This is a genomic window from Sphingobacterium sp. SRCM116780 (assembly GCF_021442025.1).
Taxonomy (GTDB): Bacteria; Bacteroidota; Bacteroidia; order Sphingobacteriales; family Sphingobacteriaceae; genus Sphingobacterium.
The window spans coordinates 3227666-3253355 of sequence record NZ_CP090446.1 but is presented as its reverse complement, the minus strand read 5'-3'; the positions used below and the strand labels follow the sequence as shown (position 1 = coordinate 3253355).

At 39.3% G+C, this 25690-nt stretch carries 14 protein-coding genes, 2 tRNA genes and 3 rRNA genes; 11 read left to right on the top strand and 8 right to left on the bottom strand.

Going from position 1 to position 25690, the window contains the following annotated elements; all coding sequences use genetic code 11:
• Window positions 1–69: 69 nt before the first annotated feature.
• From LZQ00_RS13955 to LZQ00_RS13945, 3 genes are all read left to right on the top strand, one after another.
• Window positions 70–2181 (top strand): type IA DNA topoisomerase, encoded by a 2112-nt coding sequence (locus tag LZQ00_RS13955; protein WP_234509888.1) that lies wholly within the window; start codon window positions 70–72, stop codon window positions 2179–2181.
• An 11-nt stretch (window positions 2182–2192) separates the two neighbouring features.
• Window positions 2193–2843: an alpha/beta fold hydrolase gene (locus LZQ00_RS13950; RefSeq protein WP_234509887.1), complete on the top strand. Its 651-nt coding sequence runs from the start codon at window positions 2193–2195 to the stop codon at window positions 2841–2843.
• Window positions 2844–3231: 388 nt separating this feature from the next.
• Window positions 3232–4221 carry a hypothetical protein gene (locus tag LZQ00_RS13945; RefSeq protein WP_234509886.1) on the top strand — a complete coding sequence of 330 codons (990 nt, stop codon included), beginning with the start codon at window positions 3232–3234 and terminating at the stop codon, window positions 4219–4221.
• Between the two features lie 18 nt (window positions 4222–4239).
• On the opposite strand, the gene LZQ00_RS13940 is transcribed toward LZQ00_RS13945, so the two are convergent.
• From LZQ00_RS13940 to LZQ00_RS13930, 3 genes are all read right to left on the bottom strand, one after another.
• A complete protein-coding gene (locus LZQ00_RS13940) occupies window positions 4240–4503 on the bottom strand; it encodes a hypothetical protein (RefSeq protein ID WP_234509885.1) in 264 nt (87 codons plus the stop codon).
• An 81-nt stretch (window positions 4504–4584) separates the two neighbouring features.
• A complete protein-coding gene (gene lat, locus LZQ00_RS13935; RefSeq protein ID WP_234509884.1) occupies window positions 4585–5871 on the bottom strand; it encodes an L-lysine 6-transaminase in 1287 nt (428 codons plus the stop codon).
• Between the two features lie 25 nt (window positions 5872–5896).
• Window positions 5897–7426 (bottom strand): aldehyde dehydrogenase family protein, encoded by a 1530-nt coding sequence (locus tag LZQ00_RS13930; RefSeq protein ID WP_234509883.1) that lies wholly within the window; start codon window positions 7424–7426, stop codon window positions 5897–5899.
• An 87-nt stretch (window positions 7427–7513) separates the two neighbouring features.
• Here LZQ00_RS13930 and LZQ00_RS13925 point away from each other — a divergent pair, with 87 nt between their 5' ends.
• Complete coding sequence (locus LZQ00_RS13925; RefSeq protein WP_234509882.1) at window positions 7514–8677, top strand: acyl-CoA dehydrogenase family protein; 1164 nt, start codon at window positions 7514–7516, stop codon at window positions 8675–8677.
• On the opposite strand, the gene LZQ00_RS13920 is transcribed toward LZQ00_RS13925, so the two are convergent.
• The 3 genes from LZQ00_RS13920 to LZQ00_RS13910 are packed head-to-tail and all read right to left on the bottom strand — an operon-like array spanning window position 8674 to window position 12003.
• Window positions 8674–9843: a glycosyltransferase family 4 protein gene (locus LZQ00_RS13920; RefSeq protein WP_234509881.1), complete on the bottom strand. Its 1170-nt coding sequence runs from the start codon at window positions 9841–9843 to the stop codon at window positions 8674–8676. The two genes, LZQ00_RS13925 and LZQ00_RS13920, sit on opposite strands and share 4 nt — an antisense overlap.
• A complete protein-coding gene (locus LZQ00_RS13915; protein WP_234509880.1) occupies window positions 9818–10825 on the bottom strand; it encodes a lysylphosphatidylglycerol synthase domain-containing protein in 1008 nt (335 codons plus the stop codon). Before LZQ00_RS13915 ends, LZQ00_RS13920 begins: the two co-directional genes overlap by 26 nt.
• On the bottom strand, window positions 10825–12003 hold the full coding sequence (locus LZQ00_RS13910; protein WP_234509879.1) for a glycosyltransferase family 4 protein: 1179 nt from the start codon (window positions 12001–12003) through the stop codon (window positions 10825–10827). The genes LZQ00_RS13915 and LZQ00_RS13910 overlap by 1 nt, the downstream gene beginning before the upstream one ends.
• Window positions 12004–13181: 1178 nt before the next feature.
• On the opposite strand from LZQ00_RS13910, the gene LZQ00_RS13905 reads away from it, so the two are divergent.
• The 7 genes from LZQ00_RS13905 to LZQ00_RS13875 all read left to right on the top strand — a co-directional run bounded on the left by LZQ00_RS13905 (window position 13182) and on the right by LZQ00_RS13875 (window position 21976).
• Window positions 13182–14711 (top strand): 16S ribosomal RNA (locus LZQ00_RS13905).
• Window positions 14712–14839: 128 nt separating this feature from the next.
• Window positions 14840–14916: transfer RNA gene (locus LZQ00_RS13900), tRNA-Ile, on the top strand.
• Window positions 14917–15001: 85 nt separating this feature from the next.
• A tRNA-Ala gene (locus LZQ00_RS13895) sits at window positions 15002–15075 on the top strand.
• Between the two features lie 397 nt (window positions 15076–15472).
• A 23S ribosomal RNA gene (locus LZQ00_RS13890) occupies window positions 15473–18360 on the top strand.
• Window positions 18361–18518: 158 nt separating this feature from the next.
• A 5S ribosomal RNA gene (gene rrf, locus LZQ00_RS13885) occupies window positions 18519–18630 on the top strand.
• The 16S, 23S and 5S rRNA genes sit together here with 2 tRNA genes alongside, the layout of an rRNA operon.
• Window positions 18631–19343: 713 nt before the next feature.
• Complete coding sequence (locus LZQ00_RS13880) at window positions 19344–20753, top strand: Gfo/Idh/MocA family protein (RefSeq protein ID WP_234509878.1); 1410 nt, start codon at window positions 19344–19346, stop codon at window positions 20751–20753.
• A 131-nt stretch (window positions 20754–20884) separates the two neighbouring features.
• Window positions 20885–21976: a formylglycine-generating enzyme family protein gene (locus LZQ00_RS13875; protein ID WP_234509877.1), complete on the top strand. Its 1092-nt coding sequence runs from the start codon at window positions 20885–20887 to the stop codon at window positions 21974–21976.
• Window positions 21977–22051: 75 nt separating this feature from the next.
• Here the strand turns inward: LZQ00_RS13875 and LZQ00_RS13870 are convergent, their stop codons facing one another.
• On the bottom strand, window positions 22052–22498 hold the full coding sequence (locus LZQ00_RS13870; protein ID WP_234509876.1) for a DinB family protein: 447 nt from the start codon (window positions 22496–22498) through the stop codon (window positions 22052–22054).
• 278 nt (window positions 22499–22776) lie between these two features.
• Window positions 22777–25593, bottom strand: a complete 2817-nt coding sequence (gene carB / locus LZQ00_RS13865) for a carbamoyl-phosphate synthase large subunit (RefSeq protein ID WP_234509875.1) — start codon at window positions 25591–25593, stop codon at window positions 22777–22779.
• Window positions 25594–25690: the final 97 nt, after the last annotated feature.

Below are 25690 nucleotides of genomic sequence, written 5' to 3'. Positions count from 1 at the left end.
TATAAAAGAGATCATGAACAGGAGAGGGACAACTTTCCATATGCATGATATTTTATCTAAATATAAAATATGAAAGTCGTTATTGCCGAAAAACCATCAGTTGCAAGAGATTTGGCCCGTGTCATGGGCGCAAAAGAAACAAATGATGGTTATATTTCAGGAAATGGTTATGCTTTCACCTATGCCTTTGGACATTTAGTACAGCTATGTACACCACAAGCATATGGATTTCATAATTGGTCAATTGGAAATTTACCTATTATCCCAACAGAATTTAAGCTAGAATCCAAGAAGATAAAGCGTGATGGTAAACAGCTGGATGATGCAGGAGCATTGAAGCAATTGAATACAATTAAATATTTATTGGATAAAGCTGAAGAAGTCATTGTAGCAACCGATGCTGGACGAGAAGGGGAATTGATCTTTCGTAATATTTATTATTACCTTGGTTCCAAGGTTCCGTTCAAGCGTTTATGGATTTCTTCACAGACAGATAAAGCAATCAAAGAAGGTTTTGCCAATCTAAAAGAAGGAACAGAATATGATAGTTTGTATATGTCTGCACGTTCTCGATCAGAGTCAGATTGGCTTATCGGAATTAATGCAACACAAGCCATTACATTAGCTGCAGGCAATAGAGGCTTACTCTCTCTAGGTCGTGTGCAAACGCCTACTTTGGCGATGATTTGTTCGCGCTATTTAGAAAATAAAGATTTTAAGCCACAGACTTTTTATAAGATTCAAGCAGGATTTGAAAAAGATAGTATCAAATTTAAAGCGACTTCCGAAAAGATAGATAAAAAAGACGTAGCAGAAGAAGCAGTCGCCAAGATATCCGTTGGTTCACAAGCGAAAGTAGTTAAAGTAGAGGCAAAAGAAACAAAAGAACAACCTCCTTTATTATTTGATTTGACTTCTTTGCAACAAGATGCTAATAAAAAATATGGTTATTCTGCCGATCAAACGTTGAACATCGCACAGGCACTTTACGAAAAGAAAGTAATTACCTATCCCCGTACCGGCTCTCGTTATATTGGAGAAGACGTATTTGAAAAGGTAGAAGAATTATTTCAACACCTAGCCGATACAGCAGAAGAAAGTATTGCGACCATATCACGTAATCTGATTGGAGCAAAACTCAATAAAAGATCTGTCGATGAAAAGAAAGTAACCGATCACCATGCACTACTGGTGACCGATGAGAAACCAGGAGCATTATTGCAAGAACAACGGAATATCTATAACATGATTGCGAAGCGCATGGTCGAGAGTTTTTCTGATGTTTGTCTGAAAGATATCACAACTGTTGTGATTGATGCAGCAGGAGTGGAGCTGATCGCAAAAGGAACGGTGATACGACAATATGGATGGCGTCTTTCTGCGGATCAAATTGAACTGCCAGATGAAGACAAGAATACAGACGATCAAGATAATGAGAATGCACAATTACCTAAATTGACAGCAGAAGAATTACTGGAAATTCTATCTTTAGAATTGTCTGAAAGATTCACAAAAGCAAAACCCATTCATACGGAGGCCTCCTTATTGAAATCAATGGAGACATCAGGGAAAGAAATCGATGACGATGAAATGCGACAGGCGATGAAAGATTGTGGTTTAGGAACTCCAGCAACACGTGCAGCTACCATTGAAACTCTGTTCCAACGAGATTATATCAAACGTGATAAAAAGAAACTGATTCCTACGGATAAAGGTTTAACCGTATACAATTTAGTGAAAGATCGTTCCATTGCGAAAGTGACGCTGACAGGTAAATGGGAACAGAAATTAGAAGAGATGCGTGCGAATAAAGTTTCCTATGAAGTTTTTATGAAACATATCAAGGATTACACCGAACGCATCACTAAAGAATTACTTCAATTACGGATCTCTATTGCCCATGAGGAAGTAAAACCCTTACAAAAAGGCAAAATAAAATGTCCTAAATGCGATCCTGGTCAAATACAACTATTTGATAAAGTTGCACAATGCGATCATTATGCGAAAGGTTGTGATTTTAAAATCTGGCGTACACTGAATGGTGTTACTCTGGATGAGAAAGAGATGAAAAACCTGCTGGAGAAAGGAAAAACATCCGAATTAAAAGGTGTTAAAACCAAAGAAGGAACTATCATGGATGCGGTTTTGACCTTTGAAAATTTTAAAGTGAATATTGGTTAGGATCTTTTGTTATGATTAAGCTTTATGCACTTTCGGGACTTGGAGCTGATCAAAAAGCGTATTCAAAACTGGATTTATCCGAGTTTGATGTCGTTTATGTAGAGTGGATAACACCTTTAGAGAAAGAAAGCTTAGCTAATTATGTTGCTAGACTCGCTCATCACTATGATATTCCAAAGAAAGGAGCCCATATAATGGGTGTTTCTTTTGGGGGAATGTGCATCAGTGAGTTAGCAAAAAGCTATGATTTTGAAAAAATTATTCTCATCTCCTCTGCTAAAACTAAATTTGAACTTCCAAGGCTATATCATTACTATAAGTATATCTCTTTTCATCAACTGTTTCCAAATAAATTTTTTAAGAAATCAAACTTGATTATCAATTGGTTATTTGGCGTTCATTTGGAACAAGACAAATCTATTTTAGCGAATATATTTAAAGATTCGAATCCAGTTTTTGTGAAATGGGCTATTGATAAGATCATCAATTGGGACAATATACAGAGCTCTAAATCAGCTCTACATCTCCATGGTGATAGCGATCATATTATTCCAATGCAAAATGTCAACTATACAACGAAAATTAACAAAGCAGGTCATTTGATGGTATTGACCCATGCTGCAGAAATTTCTATTGCTATCCGGAATTATTTATTGAAATAACGTAGTACTTTGAAAGGTAGTGCCTTGGATGAGAAAGAGACGAAAAAAAACTGCTAAAAAAAAGGAAAACATCCAAATTGGAAGGTGTTAAAACCAAAGAAGCAACCATCATAGATGTGGTTTTAACCTTTGAAAACTTTAACGTGAGTATTGATAATCGTTTTTAAAACGAAGATAAGTCAATTCATGATTTTTGATACTATCAAATGATACTATTGCTATAAAATAATTTTTAGAACACACAAGCCCCCATAAAACGGTTATAGTTTTTAGGGGTGAAGGTAGAGTCTTCATCCTATTTTTTATGTATAGAACTGAAAGAATCAATTACCAAAGTTTATTTTTCGGTGACTTTACTTTTTATAAAACATGTACCTTTGTACCCTATATGTCAACATCGTTATACAATCCATTTAAAATATTCAAATTTGATAATCAAACCTGTTTTTTGACAGGAGAGACATTATCTTCTATAGACGAACAGATTCAGGTTTTTCCAGTTTGGATGATGCGAGCTTTTGATCTGGAAGAAAAACCTTTTAAAATGCTAGACGAATCTATCGTCACTTATAAAAGCTTGAAACTTCCCTGTTCAGCTGACGCCGCATTGGCGATTGAAAAAATGGAATCAGAAGTTGAACGCGCATTTGCAACGGGTTATGAAGCAGTACGCGATTTATCACAGATTACCTTATTCCAGTGGATGTCAAAGATATTGTATGGTGTTGTTTTCAATGAAATTCAAACCGGTATTCGTCAACAAACCTTAACAGGTGAGGAAATGAATTTTTCGCAGGTATTAGTGCAGAAGTTTAAGAATCTCCATGCGATGTTGCAATCGTTACTACAACCCATGGAGTTCGAAGGAACGAATCCCTTCTCCATATTTCTAAGTCAAGTCGATAATGCAGCAGAGACATTCAATTATCGTGATGAAATCAACACCTTGATCTTTTCACTACGGATGAATGATTTTGGAATTGTTGCTTGTCTACAAGATAACGCAACGAACAACATCTATCATGAAGATGCATTAAAGTTAGTTGAAGGGAAAATATTACACCCTATTCAATTCGAAGAACTAGCAGCCCGTTATTTTTATTCTGTATATCTATTTAATCGTCTTCCAGAATATACCTATTTGAATACGCCAAAAATGATCTATGTGGAGCCGATGCCATTGGCAGACATGTCGATGAAACCAATTTTTGATCATTGGCAAGTCAAGGTTTATGGTCAGGTTCTGGAGAACTTCTGGAAACCTTGGGGCTTTATCTTATTTGAGATTATCAAAGATCCCGATTATCCGATGAGCTTTATAAGGGATCAAGAAGGAAATTTCGTTCCACGTGAAGCAATTCAATTGCCACTTGGATAAATATAAAAATCTCCTAAATTATTTTTTAGGAGATTTTTTATGCTTTTGAATCTGTTGTGGTCTTTTTTTCTGCTCTTCCAGATCCTCCTCTTTTTTCTTTTTATTCAAGATGAATATCAACCCAAACGGACCAAGTATGGGAATGCATAATCCCAATATGGAAAGAATGACAAATCCTCCTGTTACGTTCTTAAGTCTAAATAATCTGAATAACGCGATAGCCATTAATGCAAAGTGAATAACCGTCACTAATTGTACTAATGCGAACTTACCTGAATCCATATGCCGTTTTAATAATTATTGCAAAGGTAAGCAGATTCATTGAAAAAGAGAACCTTGAAATCAAGACACGCAATTAGACGATTATAGTATCCTATCCATGATTTCAATAGCTTTGTCAAGCTCCTCAATACTGACATTCAAGTGTGGTCTAAAACGTATACTTCGCTCACCACAGCCCAATAAGAGTAATTTATTTGCAAATGCATTTTTGATGAATTGATCTCTTTCCTCTTCATTCGGGAAATCAAAGGCTATAAATAATCCTTTCCCTCTAATATTACTAATTTGCGGATGTTTATTGGCTAATCCTTCCAATTTCTCCATAAAATAAGAACCCTTAGGTGCAATCTGCTCAATTAAGTTTTCCTGCTCTATGACTTCCAAAATCAGTTTGAAACGCATCATATCTGTGAAATCTCCTCCAAAAGTTGAATTAAGGCGAGAAGACTCTACAAAAACATGTTTTTCTACTTGATCGAATTTTTCTTTGTTGGCTAGCAAACCACAAACCTGTGTTTTCTTTCCAAAGGCAATTAAATCCGGAACGATTCCAACGGTTTGAAAAGCCCACATATCACCCGTTAACCCAACCCCAGTTTGCACCTCATCAAAAATCAATAAAATTTCGTGCTCATCGCAAATGTCACGTAAGGCTTGTAAAAACTCGTTTCTGAAATGATTGTCACCACCTTCAGCTTGAATTGGTTCTATAATGATACAGGCAATGTCATTCGGATGATCTGCTAACGCTGTTCGGATCTCTTGAATCGCTATTTTTTCTTTTTCGATTACTTGAGATAAATTTTCCTCTGTAATAGGAAAAGTTACTTTAGGATTGCTGATTCTTGGCCAATTAAATTTTGGAAAGTACATGTGCTTTCTTGGATCTTTTGTATTGGTCAGTGATAAGGTATACCCTGATCTGCCATGAAATGCCTCCTTGAAGTGAATAACTTGTGACGCCTCTTGCTGAATTCCTCTTGACAAGTTTAACCTTGTTTTCCAATCAAAAGCCGCTTTCAATGTGTTTTCAACAGCTAATGTACCCCCAGCTATAAAAAAACAGTATTGCAACTCTTTAGGTAAAGCAACACGTTCGAAAACTTCCATAAAATCAGCAAATTCTTTTGGGTAAATATCTGACAATGCCGGTTTATTAATGGCCATTTTGCCCAAAAACTCTTGTTCCTTTACGATATAAGGATGATTATAACCAATAGCCACAGAAGCGAACATACTGAATAGATCTAAGTAGGTATCTCCGTTTCGATCAACTAAATAGGACCCATGGGATTTTTCCATATCCATAACAATGGGGAAACCATCGGCTAATAGATGTCTGGATAAAATTTCGTGAACAGTACTCATATGATATATTAATTTAAGGTTATAATTAAAGATTAAACGTAATTCCCTGTGCTAACGGTAGTGCTGTGCTATAGTTGATGGTATTGGTCTGTCTTCTCATATAAGCTTTCCAAGCATCAGATCCAGACTCTCTGCCGCCACCTGTATCTTTTTCGCCACCAAAAGCACCTCCTATTTCCGCTCCAGAAGTTCCAATATTGACATTGGCAATACCACAATCCGAACCCTGTGCACTTAAAAATAGCTCTGCCTCACGAAGATTGGTAGTCATAATAGCAGATGACAAACCTTGTTTAACATCATTTTGAATGGCAATAGCTTCCAAAACATCACCCGTATATTTTATTAAATACAAAATAGGCGCAAAAGTTTCGTGTTGCACGATATCAAAATCATTTTTTACTTCAGCAATGGCTGGTTTTACATAACAACCACTTTCAAAACCTTTTCCTGTTAACACACCGCCATCCACGATTATTTTCCCACCTTGTTTTTTGATTTGTTCTAAAGCGTTTAAGTAATGATTAACAGCAATTTCATCGATTAAAGGACCGACATGATTATTTGTATTCAGGGGATCTCCAATTTTTAATTGAGCATAAGCTTTTACTAAAGATTCTTTTACTTGATCGTATACACTTTCGTGAATGATGAGCCTACGTGTAGACGTGCATCGTTGACCAGCAGTACCCACAGCTCCAAATACAGCTCCTATAGTGGTCATCTTCAGATCAGCATCTGCTGTAATAATGATCGCATTATTTCCTCCCAACTCAAGAATTGTTTTCCCGAGCCTTGAAGCCACTTGTTGCGCGACGATTTTACCCATTTTAGTTGAGCCTGTCGCTGAGATTAGCGGAATATTGTTGTCATTGACAAGCCATTCACCTACCGTTTTATCACCTATGATTAAGTTCGAAATACCTTCTGGTAATTCTTTTTCTTTCAAAACCTCAGCGAGGATTCGTTGACAAGCAATCGCACATAACGGCGTTTTTTCACTGGGTTTCCAGATGACAACATCACCACAAACAAGAGCTAAGGCTGTATTCCAGGCCCAAACAGCTACTGGGAAATTGAAGGCAGAAATAATACCGACAATTCCAAGAGGATGATATTGATCGTACATCCGATGGTAAGGACGTTCAGAGTGAATGGTTGATCCATAGAGTTGACGAGATATACCAACAGCAAAATCACAGATATCGATCATCTCTTGCACTTCACCCATTCCTTCTTGTAGCGATTTACCCATTTCATAAGACACGAGTTTTCCTAAAGTCGATTTCAGTTGTCTTAATCGATCTCCAAATAAGCGAACCACCTCACCCCTTTGTGGAGCGGGTACGATACGCCAGGTTAAATATGCTTTTTTAGCTTGAATACAGATTTGATCATAATCTTTTTTGGAAGAACTGGTAACGGAGGCAATCTGTTTCCCATCCACAGGGGAATGAGAAGAAATCGTTTCACCTGTTGCAAACCAAGTTTCTCCTGTAGAAGAACCTAAATTGGTCGGTAGAATCCCCAATTCTTTTAATTCTTTTGTTATCATACTGGCTTATATTGTTCGTTTATATTTCGAATATAATGAATTATATTCGAAATTATGATTATATTTAGATATTAAATTATGATAAGTATGAATTTAACATGCGATTATTTCAATATTGATGCGTTATTGTCAGAAGAAAATAAACTCATCCGCCAGTCGGTTCGAGATTTTGTAAATACGGAAATAAAACCTGTGATTGATCAGGCAGCACAGCATCACGAAGATATTCCCAATTTAATGCTGAAGTTGGGTGCAATTGGAGCCTTGGGCCCTTATATCCCGATCGAATATGGAGGATCTGGTTTGGATCAGATTGCTTACGGTATTATCATGCAGGAATTGGAAGCAGGTGATTCGGCAATTCGCTCGGCTGCTTCTGTGCAATCTTCATTGGTGATGTATCCTATTTTTACTTTTGGTAGTGAAGAACAAAAACAGAAGTACCTTCCTAAGCTTGCAAAAGGTGAATACATCGGAAGTTTTGGATTGACAGAACCCAATCATGGATCAGATCCAGCGACAATGGAAACACGATTGGTAAGAAAAGCAGATCATTATATACTGAATGGTGCTAAAATGTGGATTACAAACGCACCATTATGTAATATCGCGGTTGTTTGGGCAAGAGATGAAGAAGGAAAAATACGTGGTATCATTGTAGAACGTGGAATGAAAGGGTTTTCCACACCAGAAACATTCAATAAATGGTCATTGCGTGCTTCAAAAACTGGAGAATTGATTTTTCAAGACGTGGAAATTCCTTTTGAGAACGTGCTCCCCGATGTAAATTCACTTCGAGGACCATTCTCGTGTCTGAATTCTGCCCGTTATGGAATTTCTTGGGGGGTGATAGGTGCGGCGATAGACTGTTATCAAACAGCGGTCAAATATGCATTGGAAAGAGAGCAGTTTGGAAAACCTATTGCTTCCTATCAATTGCAGCAGAAAAAACTAGCCGAGTTTCTCACAGAAATAACAAAAGCCCAATTATTATCATGGCGTTTAGGAGTCCTGAAAAATGAAGGAAAGGCAACTCCGGCCCAGATTTCAATGGCAAAACGAAATAATGTCCATATGGCATTGCAAATTGCGAGAGAATCTAGACAGATATTGGGAGCAATGGGTATTGTAGGCGATTTTCCGATGATGCGACACATGATGAATCTAGAATCCGTGATTACCTATGAAGGCACACATGATATTCATTTATTGATCACCGGGAATGACATTACTGGATTAAGTGCTTTTTAAGCAAAAGATCCTAAAATAACTTGAAATGACGTGAAATAATCTTGTGTCATTTTATCCCAGCTATAATGTTGTAAAGAGTATTGTTGAAACCCTTCGCTTCTGGTTTTCAAAAGCGAAGGGTTTTCAAGTGCTACATGAATGCAATCAACCCAGACACTTGCTTCTTCTGATGGAAGTAGAAAACCATTTTTATAATCAACAATCGCATCTCTTATCCCTTCAATATCCGCTGCAAATACGGTAGCGCCACAAATACTCGCCTCTAAACACACCAATCCAAATCCCTCCATGTCCCCCTCAACCTGGATGTTGGGCATGATAAAAAGACCCGTATGTCGAAGCAAACATTGCAGATCAGCTAATGGAATCTTGCCTATATGTTGCAATTTATCGCTGTAATGCGGGTCGCTTAAATAGTGCCGTATGGCTCTTTCATCAGAAGGATACCCTAGAAATAAAAACAACAAATGCCTCATGGCAGGAGGTAAGAGGTAGAATAACCTTTCTTTCCATGTTGCTGTTTTGGTAAAAGGACCGATTAAAATAAGTTTGCAAGAAGAAGGTAATTGTCGAAGTACATGTTTAATAAACCAAGAAATTCCTTTCCGTTTTACAGAACGACCTAAAGCTACAATAATTCTTTCTGCTTTTTGATCAATCTGATAACGGGTTAGAATTTCAGCTATGGTTATTTCAGACGATTCCAAAAGATGATGATCGACTCCATTTAAAATCACCTCAATTTTATTTGCCTGTATACCTCTTGCTATAGCAGCCTCTCGTGTGGCACGACTCACCGCGATAATTTTATCAAACCGATTGAGTTTGGGAATAATCTTCCTTTGGAAATAGCCTAATGGAAACACAATATCTAAACCATGAATAGTCACTACCTTTTTTAGCTGATCATAACCATGATGGTATAAGGAAAAAGTAGCTAATAAACCATCATTAAAATGAATGAGTTTAATATTTGGATGTTTTTTCAGCATAGCACGAATCCGTCTGTTTAACAGGAAGAAAAATTTGAGAATAGATTCATCGGCCTTATAAACAATTTTGTGTACGGTTGTATATGCCTCCATATTCTCTATCAACTCAAAACTTTGTTTTTCCATTCCTCCGATAGCAGGAGGATATTTATGACTGACGAATAATATCTCCATGATAGGAAGTAGAATAATGCTTTTTGATGATTAAGTAGGCGAAGAATCCAAAAGCAATCCAGAATAACTGTCTGGATCTTCGGATTAAAGCAATCACGATCCAGATATTGACCGTATAGATGCCAATGCTTGTGAGCAGTATTTTGTTTCCAAATTCTTCTACCCCGATCTGACCAGGAATGAAAGCCCCAAAACTCTTAATGATCACGATACTCATGTCCATAAATACGCTTAGGAAAATGGAAACCGTTATGCCAGAAAAATATAATATGAAGAACAACTCGATGGAACCAATGATCCAATGAAGACAAAAATAGAAGTATGCACGATAGCATTTGTTGGCATGATCTTGATAAAACTCGATGACAGCATTCATGACAACCTGCAGGCGAATGCTTAGTTTTCTGAAAACTTGATAGGAAAGAGCAGAATCTTCTTTGAACCTTCTCGCTTGTTTAAGGATATAAAAGAAAAGGATAGGAGTACTACAGCACACAATAGCCAATGCCCATAAAACGATCTGAAATTGATCGGGTATGTTTTTTCTAAAAGAACTCAGTAAAAAATAAAATCCACTGATTCCAACTAAACTAAATTGAGAGATAACTGCTAACACGCGAGAGATCAAAACGGAATTCAAAATATCTTGTTTGGACATTTCTGCAGGTTTTAGTAATACTGTTTTAATATAATCTCCACCAATAATACTCGTCGGATTAAATAACGATATTGTTTCTCCAATATGGCGGATGCAGAAAAATTTCCAGAGCGATACATCTTTGGGTTTCTGTATAAAGCAACTTTGCCAACCTATAGTGCCGAATAAGTAAGCAGAAGCAGTGATGACAATAATCCAAAGTAACTTCCAGCCGATATGGTGAACTTCGTCTATTACAGCTTTTATATCGATATGTCGAATGAAAGCAAATAAAGAAATGAAGATGAGGAGCGTTAAAATTATTTTAAGAAGTCGTTTATACATTAACCCACTTGCGATTTAAATAATGAATGTGCTGAATTTTTGCTCATTTTTTCAAGATCTTCAAAATAGACATCCGCAAGTGAGTTCCAATCCAGTGATTTACTGAATAACAATGCTTCCATTCCGATTTGTTTTCTTAATTTTTCATGCTGCAGTAATTGCAGTATTCTGTTCACAAACATGCTGGCATCTTTTGGTTGACATTTAAATCCGTTGACTCCTTCTTTTATCAGATCAGCAGAACCTCCTCCGTCAGCAATAACGCAAGGTAATCCAGATGCCATCGCTTCAATGACAACATTGCCATAGGTTTCGGAATGAGAAGGAAATACAAATACAGAAGACGATGCGTATAGTTTTGCTAGATTTTTATGGTCTAATTTCCCTAAAAAGAGAGCATCAGGCATACTGGATTGACAAGATTCCATTGCTGAACCATCTCCGGCAATGATAAAATTAAAGGATAGGTTTTCTTGTTTTAGGATAGTATATATGGCAATTAATGTTTCCAAATTCTTCTCCCAAACCAATCGACTAGCAAACAGAATCGTTGGATGATCATTTTGAGTTATTTTTTTAAGCCAATTTCTGTTTCGTTTTTTTGGTGAAAATAGCTGATTATCGATCCCCCTTTTCCATATTTGCATTAATGCAGGATAGACACCCATTGTTATCAGTTCAGATACAATACTGTTTGTGGGTACATACACCTTGTCACAATTATTGTAAAATTTGTTTTGTGTTTGGATAATTTTATTTTTGGTTGGCTGTATAAGGAAAGGAATCCGCCTTAGATAATAATCTATATAGCTGACAAAATGTGTGTGATAAATACTGATAATCGGTATTTGATTTTTTAAAGCATATTTCTGTGCATAAAACCCCAATAATGAAGGAGTAGCGATATGAATGATATCCGGATTAAAATCATATAGTTTTTTCTTGATGCGTTGATCGACAAACGAAGGTATTGCCATCGTATAATTTTGTTGGATAGGAAGGCTTAGCGCAGGAATTTTGAGTGATTCAAAATCCTGTATTTGGTCAGGTCCTGTCCCATAGATAAATAAAAATTCAAATTTCTTTTTATCGATGCGGTTTACTAACTGGAAAATCGTGCGTGCAGCTCCGTCGAAGTCCGGAATCATGATCTCAGCAAAAAAAGCAACTCTTATCATTTTTTACAGTTTTTTCAAAATAACAGTACGGATGTTTCTTTATGAATAAGGATTTGTCAAGTAATAAAGGTCTTTATATTAATATAGTGTTATCAGTTTTCCACCTTTTCGGGTGATTTCATCTTTATTTAAGAAAAAGGAAGTTCTAAGAATAAATCTATAAATCTTGAATAAACGGTTATAAGTGTCCCAGGGATCAAATTAAAACCAAATTGGGACCAACTCTGGACTGTGGGTACCTTGCGTGTAGGGTGGGAACGCCGTGTGAGTACAGTAAAAGGTGGACTCACGGTGCACGCACCGTGCTCTCACTGTGCTCACAGGTAGGAATTGGTCCCAATTTGGTCTCCGGTTAACCCCTATCATTGACCGCAATGGATAGCAGAACGGTTTATTATTATCTGGACATGATGGTACGACTCCTAAATAAACTAAGGTCCATTCATAATTATAAGGACTGTTTTTCTGTTTTAGTTGACTTTGAGAACTTTTTCGGGGCAGGTTGTTATGCCCGCTACTCGGAGAGCCTCTTTTTACAGTATCTTTTCTCTACCGGTGTTAACCCTGCAGGCTGTTCCTGCTACATCCACGAATAATATCCTTATCCAAAGGAAACAAGCCACAGTAGGATATTGCAGGCAGAAATAACCCCATCTCGGATCAGGTGCCTGTTTTATCCCCTGCGGTAGAAATTAATCGTTCAATGTTACAGCAAGTTAACGTTAATATTAAAAAATAAGCAGGCCAGGTCTTGGAATTAGGTTATAAAAGTTGCTATCTTTGCACCACTCCGCAAGGGAGGAAGGGTTGCTTTGGAAGAAGCAATCCTGAAAAAAGAGGGGTTTAAGCTTGCTTGAACGCAGAAATCGGAAGAGAAACGATAAAAAATAAATATAGATTTATTTTGGAATTTCGGAAAATATTTCTACCTTTGCAGTCCCCTCGGAAACGAAGGGTTTTAAAACAAGAAAAGATCGGGGCGCAATGCCGAAGATATACAAGCCGAAGCGTGAAGCGGAAGCGAAGCAAGTTCTTTAAAAATATAATCATGTAACGTAACGAGTAGTGTTGAGAAACAGCGAAAGTTAAAAAACTCAACCTGTCAATTTTAGAATTAGAAATAAAAATACAAGACAATTCTATTTATTATAAATAGTCTTGATCTTACCCTTCATTTTACAATGGAGAGTTTGATCCTGGCTCAGGATGAACGCTAGCGGCAGGCCTAATACATGCAAGTCGGACGGGATTGGGATCAAAGCTTGCTTTGGTTCCATGAGAGTGGCGCACGGGTGCGTAACGCGTGAGCAACCTGCCCATATCAGGGGGATAGCCTCTCGAAAGAGAGATTAATACCGCATAACATCATTTAACGGCATCGTTGAATGATCAAATATTTATAGGATATGGATGGGCTCGCGTGACATTAGCTAGTTGGCGGGGTAACGGCCCACCAAGGCTACGATGTCTAGGGGCTCTGAGAGGAGAATCCCCCACACTGGTACTGAGACACGGACCAGACTCCTACGGGAGGCAGCAGTAAGGAATATTGGTCAATGGAGGGAACTCTGAACCAGCCATGCCGCGTGCAGGATGACTGCCCTATGGGTTGTAAACTGCTTTTGTCCAGGAATAAACACCCCTACGTGTAGGGGCTTGAATGTACTGGAAGAATAAGGATCGGCTAACTCCGTGCCAGCAGCCGCGGTAATACGGAGGATCCAAGCGTTATCCGGATTTATTGGGTTTAAAGGGTGCGTAGGCGGTCTTATAAGTCAGTGGTGAAATACGGCAGCTCAACTGTCGCAGTGCCTTTGATACTGTAGGACTTGAATACACTTGAAGTGGGCGGAATAAGACAAGTAGCGGTGAAATGCATAGATATGTCTTAGAACTCCGATTGCGAAGGCAGCTCACTAAGGTGTGATTGACGCTGATGCACGAAAGCGTGGGGATCAAACAGGATTAGATACCCTGGTAGTCCACGCCCTAAACGATGATAACTCGATGTTGGCGATACACAGTCAGCGTCCCAGCGAAAGCGTTAAGTTATCCACCTGGGGAGTACGGTCGCAAGATTGAAACTCAAAGGAATTGACGGGGGCCCGCACAAGCGGAGGAGCATGTGGTTTAATTCGATGATACGCGAGGAACCTTACCCGGGCTTGAAAGTTAGTGAATGATCCAGAGACGGATCAGTCCTTCGGGACACGAAACTAGGTGCTGCATGGCTGTCGTCAGCTCGTGCCGTGAGGTGTTGGGTTAAGTCCCGCAACGAGCGCAACCCCTATGTTTAGTTGCCAGCACGTCAAGGTGGGGACTCTAAACAGACTGCCTGTGCAAACAGCGAGGAAGGTGGGGACGACGTCAAGTCATCATGGCCCTTACGTCCGGGGCTACACACGTGCTACAATGGATGGTACAGCGGGCAGCTACATAGCAATATGATGCTAATCTCTAAAAGCCATTCACAGTTCGGATTGAGGTCTGCAACTCGACCTCATGAAGTTGGATTCGCTAGTAATCGCGTATCAGCAATGACGCGGTGAATACGTTCCCGGGCCTTGTACACACCGCCCGTCAAGCCATGAAAGTTGGGGGTACCTAAAGCATGTAACCGCAAGGAGCGTGTTAGGGTAAAACCGATAATTGGGGCTAAGTCGTAACAAGGTAGCCGTACCGGAAGGTGCGGCTGGAATACCTCCTTTCTAGAGCATTCGGAATTGAAGCTCGTTACGTATACACATGGTTAATATTAAGAAAACAAAGATGAACATTTGAAGAAATGTGCCCGTCCCTTTAGGATGGTCCATTGAGAGATGAAGAATGATAAGCTAGTCCCGTAGCTCAGTTGGTTAGAGCACTACACTGATAATGTAGGGGTCAGCAGTTCAAATCTGCTCGGGACTACCATCTAAGATCAGAGATGAAAGATAAGAGACAAGAGACAGAGTAAATAGTCTCGGATCTCGGCTCTGAACTCTGCTGTCTACACAAAGGGGAATTAGCTCAGCTGGCTAGAGCACCTGCCTTGCACGCAGGGGGTCATCGGTTCGACTCCGATATTCTCCACATTATTACATAGACCTGGTCCGCGATGGACGAAAGGGGAAAAAAACAAGACGAAGAAAGGCCATAGGGGCCAGAGCATCCCGATCCATCGGTAGGTTCATCGGTTCGACTCCGATATTCTCCACATCTCTGGATATGAGACGATAGATATGAGACAAGAGACACTTATGGGCAACCATACCAGATCTCAAATCTCTGATCTAATATCTCAACTCTAGAAGAAGAGTTCTTTGACATATTGAAAGAAAAAAATTACAAGAGAAGACAACAGTAGAGACAATACTGTGGTGTGCCTGATGTATTGAGAAGACCCTCGGTCAAAAGCCGAACGGATCGATGCGTAGCACCATGGTTATATATCAAAAGCAACCCATAGTAGCAAAAGGGCTATGAGGTGAAGAAAGTAAATAAGGGCACACGGGGGATGCCTAGGCTCTCAGAGGCGATGAAGGACGTGATAAGCTGCGATAAGCTTCGGGTATTAGCAAATGTGATTTGATCCGAAGATTTCCGAATGGGGCAACCTAGCATACTGAAGGTATGCTGTATAAAACGCGAACGCGCTGAACTGAAACATCTAAGTAGGCGTAGGAGAAGAAAATAATAATGATTTCCCAAGTAGTGGCGAGCGAACGGGAAAGAGCCCAAACCGGTGATGTTACGGCATGACCGGGGTTGTAGGGCTGCGATGTGGCATTAGCAGACAGAAGTGGAATGGGATGGGAAGCCCAGCTATAGACGGTGATAGCCCGGTACACGTATAGAAAGCTAGCCTAGCAGTACCCTGAGTACCGCGGGGTCGGAGACGCCCTGTGGGAATCTGTCAGCACCATCTGATAAGGCTAAATACTCCTGAGAGACCGATAGTGAACTAGTACCGTGAGGGAAAGGTGAAAAGAACCTCGAACAGAGGAGTGAAAAGAACCTGAAACCGTGTGCTTACAAGCGGTCGGAGCTGGCGGGTCCAGTGACGGCGTGCCTTTTGCATAATGAGCCTACGAGTTACTCTTGTCTGGCAAGGTTAAGCGGTTCAGCCGCGCAGCCGAAGCGAAAGCGAGTCTTAATAGGGCGCATAGTCAGATGAGGTAGACGCGAAACCTTGTGATCTACCCTTGGGCAGGTTGAAGTTGCAGTAACATGTAATGGAGGACCGAACCGATAAACGTTGAAAAGTTTCCGGATGACCTGAGGGTAGGGGTGAAAGGCTAATCAAACTGGGAAATAGCTCGTACTCCCCGAAATGTTTTTAGGAACAGCGTCGGCATGGAGTCTTATAGAGGTAGAGCTACCGATTGGGTGCGGGGGAGTCAAATCCTACCAAATCCAGACGAACTCCGAATGCTATAAGATATGGCCGGCAGTGAGGCTTTGGGTGCTAAGGTCCAAGGCCGAGAGGGAAAGAACCCAGACCATCAGCTAAGGTCCCTAAATATACGCTAAGTTGAACTAACGAGGTCCGGTTGCCCAGACAGCTAGGATGTTGGCTTGGAAGCAGCCATTCATTTAAAGAGTGCGTAACAGCTCACTAGTCGAGCGGCCGGGCGTGGATAATAAACGGGCATCAAGTGTATTACCGAAGCTATGGATTTGCAGCATAAGCTGCATCTGGTAGGGGAGCATTCCATGTGGGGCGAAGCGGCCTGGTAATGGACCGTGGACCGTATGGAAAAGCAAATGTAGGCATAAGTAACGATAAGGCGGGTGAGAAACCCGCCCACCGAAAGACTAAGGTTTCCTGATCAACGCTAATCGGATCAGGGTTAGTCGGGGCCTAAGGCGCATCCGAATGGAGAAAGCCGATGGACAACTGGTTAATATTCCAGTACTTTTTATAACTGCGATGTGGTGACGGAGTAGTGACACTGCCGCGGACTGACGGAATAGTCCGTTAAAAGGCGTAGGTATAGGGACGGTAGGCAAATCCGCCGACCCTGCTGAGACCCAATAGTACAGCAAAGCTTCGGTGGCGCTGATAGAGCAGGTAAACAGACTTCCAAGAAAACCCGCTAAGCTTCAGGTTATAAAAACCCGTACCGTAAACCGACACAGGTAGTCGAGGAGAGAATCCTAAGGTGCTCGAGTGAATCATGGCTAAGGAACTCGGCAAAATGGCCCTGTAACTTCGGGAGAAGGGGCGCTTCCTTGTAGCAGTACAAGAAGCCGCAGTGAAAAGGCCCAGGCGACTGTTTAACAAAAACATATGGCTTTGCAAAATCGAAAGATGAGGTATAAGGCCTGACACCTGCCCGGTGCTGGAAGGTTAAGAGGGGATGTCATCGCAAGAGAAGCATTGAATCGAAGCCCCAGTAAACGGCGGCCGTAACTATAACGGTCCTAAGGTAGCGAAATTCCTTGTCGGGTAAGTTCCGACCTGCACGAATGGTGTAACGATCTGGGCGCTGTCTCAGCCATGAGCTCGGTGAAATTGTGGTATCGGTGAAGACGCCGATTACCCGCAACGGGACGGAAAGACCCCATGCACCTTCACTATAGCTTAACATTGGAATTGGGTACAGGATGTGTAGGATAGGCGGGAGATGTTGAAGTGGCTTCGCCAGGAGTCATGGAATCAACCTTGAAATACCGCCCTTTCTGTATCCGGTTTCTAACTCCCCGATGGGGAGGACATTGTTTGGTGGGTAGTTTGACTGGGGTGGTCGCCTCCAAAAAGGTAACGGAGGCTTTCAAAGGTAAGCTCAGTACGCTTGGTAACCGTACGCGGAGTGCAATGGCATAAGCTTGCTTGACTGTGAGACCGACAAGTCGACCAGGGTCGAAAGACGGACATAGTGATCCGGTGGTTCTGTATGGAAGGGCCATCGCTCAAAGGATAAAAGGTACGCTGGGGATAACAGGCTGATCTCCCCCAAGAGCTCATATCGACGGGGAGGTTTGGCACCTCGATGTCGGCTCGTCACATCCTGGGGCTGGAGAAGGTCCCAAGGGTTGGGCTGTTCGCCCATTAAAGTGGCACGCGAGCTGGGTTCAGAACGTCGCGAGACAGTTCGGTCCCTATCTGTTGTGGGCGTTGGAAGTTTGAGTGGATCTGTCCTTAGTACGAGAGGACCGGGATGGACTGACCGCTGGTGAACCAGTTATGCCGCCAGGTGTACGGCTGGGTAGCTACGTCGGGAATAGATAAGCGCTGAAAGCATCTAAGTGCGAAACTAGCCACGAGATGAGACTTCCTTATAGGGCCGTAGCAGATGACTACGTTGATAGGTTGCAGGTGTAAAGGTAGAGATACCATAGCTGAGCAATACTAATCACCCGAAGCTTTCTCAAAGCACGCATACACTGTTGTCTTCCTCTTTGATTTTTTCTTTCAATTGTCTATAGATTAGATGACATAGATGTGAGACGATAGATATGAGATGTGAGACAAAAGAAAAGTCTCCAATCTTTGATCTGATATCTCCTATCTATAATCTGATAAAAACATTTTAGGTGCCTATATCGGCGGTGTCTACCTCTTCCCATTCCGAACAGAGCAGTCAAGCCCGCCAGAGCCGATGGTATTGCCGTAACAGGTGGGAGAGTAGGTCGGTGCCTTTTTTTATACAGAAGCCTTTGCTGAAAAGCAAAGGCTTTTTTGTACACTTTACTTTTCCCCCTCAAATTCTTTCCTCATTCGTTTCTGGAAACAGAACAATTGTTACTTTTCATTCTTAATTCTCATCTTTGATGGAAACATAGAGAAGATAGCAAGCTAATAAGAGTGATCTATTCAAAAGATTAGTAATAACTAATCTAACAATCTAACTCCCTAACCATTTAACTATTTAACATATTTCTAAAGTATACCAATAAGATTATAAACTCTTTTAGTATGTTCGAAATTTCTTATCTCATCTTTTTTGTATAGCGGTGAAGTTTGACTTTAAAGATTTTCTGTAGCTGAACATTAATTTTTATACTATATGTATGATTGTTAATATTGCTAAAAGCAATTGATGTAATCAAAGAGTTACTAAAATTACAGGTGAAATAATTGTTAATGATCACAAATTGCAAACGGTTGTTTATTTTGAACAATCGTTTGCTTTGTTTTTTTATTTTTTAATATCAAATTTCTAATGTATCCTTGTTATAGAAAAGGTCGACGATCAATTCTATAACTAATTATTGAACTACCCATCATCAAGTTTAATAATCATTGCAAAGACTGTTTAGTTTGTTTTAAAAATAGGTGATTTTAGAGGGGCTTTCTATAGCCCCTTTAATTTTGTTTGCAACATTATATCTATAAAAAATTATATCTATCAAATATGAATTCTAATAGAAGAGATTTCTTAAAAAAAGCAGGTATCTTATCATCTGTAGCGATGACATTACCAACTTTAAATTCCAACGTATTAGCAGGGACAAAATTCAATATGTCAGGTTATGCATCTCCTAAAATTGATAAAGTACGCGTAGCGATTATAGGTCTAGGTATGCGCGGTCCTGGTGCTGTTGATCGACTATCTTATATTGATGGTGTTGAAATTGTGGCTTTATGTGATAAACACGCAGATCGTGTAGAACGTGCTCAAGGTATATTACGTAAAAAGTCACTCAAAGATGCCAAATCTTATTCTGGTGAAGATGGCTGGAAAGAGATGTTGAATAATGAAAAATTAGACCTCGTATATATATGCTCACCGTGGGATTATCATACGCCAATGAGTATTGGGGCAATGAAAGCTGGTGCACATGTGGCTTGTGAAGTACCTATTGCACTAACATTAAAGGATTGCTGGGAGGTCGTGAAAGTTTCTGAAGAAACAAAGAAACATTGTATGATGTTGGAAAACTGCTGCTATGACTTCTTCGAAATGTTAACCTTAAATATGACTCGTCAGGGACTATTTGGTGAAATTTTACATGGGGAAGGTGCATATATTCACGATTTATTGGATTTGAATTTTGCGAAGAATGGATATGACAATATGTGGAGATTGCGTGAAAACATGAAGTTAAATGGTAACTTGTATCCCACGCATGGTTTAGGTCCAGTTGCACAATGTATGAATATCAATCGTGGAGATAAGATGAACCATTTGGTAGCGATGTCTACAAATGATTTTCAAATGGGAGCAAAAGCAAAAGAATTAGCAGAAAAGGATTCATTCTATCAAGAATTTATAGGTAAAAGCTTCCGTGGTAATATGAATACTACTTTAATTCGAACAGAATTGGGTAAAACGATTATGTTACAACATGATGTCACTTCTCCAAGACCATATTCACGATTACATACATTGAGTGGTACTAAAGGTTTCGCACAAAAATACCCAACTGAAAATATTGCCTTTGGACATAGTTTTATTTCAAAGGATAAGTTAAAGGAATTATACACACAATATACCCCAGAGCTAGTGAAATTTATTGGTGACCAAGCAAAGCAAGTGGGAGGACATGGTGGCATGGACTTTATGATGGACTGGAGATTAATCGACTGTTTACGTAATGGATTACCTTTGGATCAGGACGTTTATGATGCAGCTTCATGGAGTTGTGTCGTTCCATTAAGTTGTGACTCTGTAAAACGTAATTCACGCACTGTCGATATTCCAGATTTTACGCAAGGTGCTTGGAAAACAAATAAACCTGTTGATATTACATTAAATGGGGGAGGTACCACTAAAATTCGCTCAAAAGAAGGAAAAGCAAGTGCTGTCCAATTAGATGTATAATCTTTTCAAGATCCAGGAATTAACATGATAGAAGAAGAGAACAATAAAATGTTCTCTTTTTTGTTTTTATAAATTTCCACTTGCTATTTAAAATCTATAAATTAGAATTTTGAATTAATGTTCAGCTGTTTATGGTCAGAAATCTATCTATTTTATATCCATTTTGTCTTTTATTAACTTCTTGCTTAAGTAGTGCTAAACCAACGGTTAATCCAGCAAACTTATTTATTTCACCAGATTCTTCACGTTGCTATATGGCAAAAAGTATTCCTTCTCGGTTTTCGAATCTGGAATCCGATGTCAATATTGTAACGGGATCAGGATTAGATCAGGAGAAAATGATAAAGATAACAGGTGGATATTTCAAGATGGGATCGGATAATTTCTCGGACGCAAAGCCGATTCATGAAGTTAAACTGAATAGCTTCTTGATGGATGAGCATGAAGTGACGAATGCACAATTTGAAAAATTTGTTCAAGCAACAGGATATGTTACTGTTGCCGAAAGACCTTTAGATCCGAAGGAGTTTCCAGGGGTAGATTCGGAAATGTTAAAACCAGGGTCAGCAATTTTTTCCCCTCCAAAAGAAGTCAAAGATTTGCATAATCATTTACAATGGTGGTCTTATGTTATTGGAGCTAGTTGGAAACATCCTGAAGGAGCTATGAGTAGTATCAAAGGTAGAGAAAACCATCCAGTAGTACATATTGCTTACCAAGATGCAGAAGCATATGCAAAGTGGGCAGGAAAACGATTACCAACAGAAGCCGAATGGGAATATGCCGCTCGTTCTCGAACCTCCAATCCATTAACCTACTATTGGGGTAATGAATTGTTAGATAACGATCGTTATTTAGCAAATATTTTTCAAGGTCAGTTCCCTGTTCAGAATACGAAGTTAGATGGATTTATAGGAACTTCTCCGATTAAATCATTCCCCGCAAATAGTATTGGCTTATATGATATGGAAGGAAATATTTGGGAATGGTGTGCTGATTATTATCGTCCTGATTATTACGCGAACAGCAATGTTGACAATCCAAAAGGACCTGAAGATTCCTATGATCCTGAGGAACCTAATGCCATTAAAAGGGTACAACGAGGAGGATCATTTCTTTGTAACGATCAATATTGCGAACGATATAAAGCTGGAAGTAGGGGGAAAGGTGAAATTAACAGCCCAACCAATAATGTAGGGTTTAGATGTGTAAAGGACATATAATAGCAATAGTTGATCGCATAAAAAGTCGCTGTCTTAAAGTTAACTGTAGGGATGAAAATAAATCTTGTTGATTTATTAGTTCATTTTATAAAAGATCCAATCTGTCAAAAGTGGTTTCATATCACATTCTCTGAACACTGTTGCTATTTGTCCTCTATGATAAGTTGAGTGGTTAATAATTTGAAATAAAATATCCCGAATAGTATTATTATAGGGTTTTCCATTAAAAGTTGAATATTGTATTTCAAAGGCTAAGTCAAATTTCTCCATTATAGAAATTGAGGAATTAAAGTTTGCATTATCAATTTCTATCAATTCTTTCACACTAAATGTGTCCCATGGTTTATAATTTATCTTCGTTGATAGAATTCTACTATTCCATATACCATGAACATTTACCATATGACTAAGAAGCCTTATTAATTTGTCCGAAATTTGTTCCTGATTTTCAGCTAAAAAATAAAGAGTCTTTTGGTTGAAATTGAAATTGTATTCAAATAATTCTTTAAAGAATGTTTTCATTTGCTTTGATTGTTGTTATTGGACGGTATAACCTCCAGCTGTTTAGGTAAGATAGCAACATTTAAACATTTTAAAAAGAACAAGAATCTAATTGCATGACAAAAAACTGATTTCGCATTTAATTGTAGACCCCTGAATTTAAGAATTCAAAGAAATTATTAATCAAAATATCTGACAGAAGAATTGTAGAAATACGTAAAGCAGTTGATAATAAAAACACAAGCGGCTGTCTCAAAATATGGAGGCAGCCGCTTGTGTTTAATAGGAAAGCATGAAACTTATTTCGATAAGAACATCGATTTTTTAGCGACTAAATCTCTAAAGTAAGGATCATTTAAATCTTTGATGAAACGGATGGCTTCACCTGTAGATTTCATTTCTGGGCCTAATTGTTTGTCAACTTCAGGGAATTTTGAGAATGAGAACACCGGTTCTTTGATTGCCCACCCTTGTAGTTTACGTTCAATTTTGAAATCTTTCAATTTATTAGCACCTAACATTATTTTAGTAGCAATATTGATGTAAGGTACATCATAAGCTTTCGCGATGAAAGGAACAGTACGAGATGCACGAGGATTCGCTTCGATCACATATACCTTTTCACCTTTGACTGCAAATTGTATGTTCAATAAGCCACTTACATTTAATGCTTTTGCTAATTTAATCGAGTATTCAGCCATTTTATCTTGAACAGCTTGTGATAAGCTAAATGGAGGTAATACTGCGTAAGAATCACCAGAGTGGATACCTGCAGGTTCAATGTGTTCCATCATACCAATGATGTGTACATCTTCACCATCACAAATTGAATCGGATTCCGCTTCTTCAGCACGGTCTAAGAAATGGTCAATTAAGACACGATTTCCTGGAAGATTTTTCAGTAAGTTAACAACAGCTTTCTCTAAGTCTTCGTCATTGATAACAATACTCATTCCTTGGCCTCCTAATACATACGAAGGACGAACAAGAACGGGGTATCCAACCTCATTTGCTACTTGGATAGCTTCTTCTGCCGATTCAGCAACACCATATTTAGGATAAGGAATATCTAATGATTTCAATAAATCTGAGAAACGACCACGATCTTCAGCTAAGTCCATATTTTGGAAGTTCGTTCCAATGATCTTAACACCTAAAGCTTCTAATTGATCAGCCATTTTCAGTGCTGTCTGTCCACCCAATTGAACAATTACACCTACAGGTTTTTCTAATTCAATGATTTCACGAACATGCTCCCAGAATACAGGTTCAAAGTATAGCTTATCAGCCATATTGAAGTCTGTAGAAACTGTTTCAGGATTACAGTTTACCATGATGGCTTCATATCCAGCTTCTTTAGCTGCTAAGAGACCGTGTACACATGAATAATCAAACTCGATACCTTGACCGATACGGTTAGGGCCTGAACCTAATACGACGATTTTTTTCTTGTCAGATGCAATCGATTCGTTTTCTTCCTCAAAAGTAGAGTAGTAATAAGGCGTTTGTGCAGGGAATTCCGCAGCACAAGTATCAACCATTTTGTAAACACGGCTAATACCTAGTTCTTTACGACGGTCGTACACCTGATCTTCTGTCACATTTCCTAACAACCAAGAGATCTGAATATCTGAATAACCTTTTTGTTTTAAGGTCATGAAGAAATCTTTTGGAATATTATTCAATTGGTAACGGCGAAGTTCTGTTTCTAAGGCTACTAATTCTTGAATCTGTACTAAGTACCATTTATCGATACGTGTTGCTTTGCGAATAGATTCCAAAGGAACACCTAATTCGAATGCATCTTTGATATGGAATAGACGATCACCACTTGGATGCTCCAGGCTATCCATGATCTCTTCTAAATTGCGTAATTGACGACCATCAGCCCCTAAACCAGCGCGGTTTGTTTCCAATGATTGACATGCTTTTTGTAGCGCTTCGATGAACGTACGGCCGATAGCCATTACTTCACCTACTGCTTTCATCTGTAAACCTAATTCTTTGTTTGCTCCTTTGAATTTATCAAAGTTGAAACGAGGAACTTTTACGATTACATAATCTAAGGTTGGTTCGAAGTAAGCTGAAGTTGTTTTTGTGATTTGGTTTTGTAACTCATCCAAATTGTAACCTATTGCTAATTTAGCAGCAATTTTTGCAATTGGGTAACCTGTTGCTTTAGATGCTAAAGCAGAAGAGCGAGATACACGAGGGTTGATCTCGATAGCGATAATATCTTCGTTTTCTGGATTAACAGAGAACTGTACGTTACAACCACCTGCAAAGTTACCGATAGAGCGCATCATCAAGATGGCTTGATTACGCATGCTTTGGTAGCACTTGTCAGATAGGGTCATACCAGGAGCAACTGTAATAGAGTCACCTGTATGGATACCCATCGGGTCAAAGTTCTCAATTGTACAAATGATGATTACGTTATCATTGGTGTCGCGTAACAACTCTAATTCGAATTCTTTCCAGCCAAGAACGGCTTTTTCAACTAATACTTCATGCGTAGGAGAAGCACTTAGACCTCTACTTAAGGCAGCGTCGAATTCATCTTTCGAGTGGACAAACCCACCTCCAGTACCTGCTAACGTATAAGAAGGACGGATAACTAATGGGAAACCAATTTCTTGTGCAGCTTCTTTACCTTCTAAGAACGAGTTCGCGATTTTCGAAGGTGCTACACCTACACCGATATCAATCATTAATTGGCGGAACTCTTCACGGTTTTCTGTTTTTTCAATTGCAGCAACATCAACACCGATAACCTTAACATCATATTTTTCCCATAAACCGATGTTTGAAGCTTCAATACATAAATTTAACGCTGTTTGGCCACCCATAGTAGGTAACACGGCGTCAACATTATGTTCTTTGAGGATTTGTTCAATACTTTCTACAGTTAACGGAAGTAAATAGACGTGATCTGCAATGACTTTGTCAGTCATGATGGTTGCAGGGTTTGAGTTGATGATGGAGACTTCAATACCTTCTTCTTTTAAAGAAAGGGCTGCTTGAGATCCCGAATAATCAAATTCACAGGCTTGACCAATTACAATTGGACCTGATCCAATGATTAAAACCGATTTAATGGAGGTGTTTCTGGGCATTATATCTAGTTCAAAAAATAAAATTTCAATTCAAAATCATGAACAAAGACAATCAAAAATGCGCTTCGAGAAGGGGATATTCCGACCGCTTTGTCGG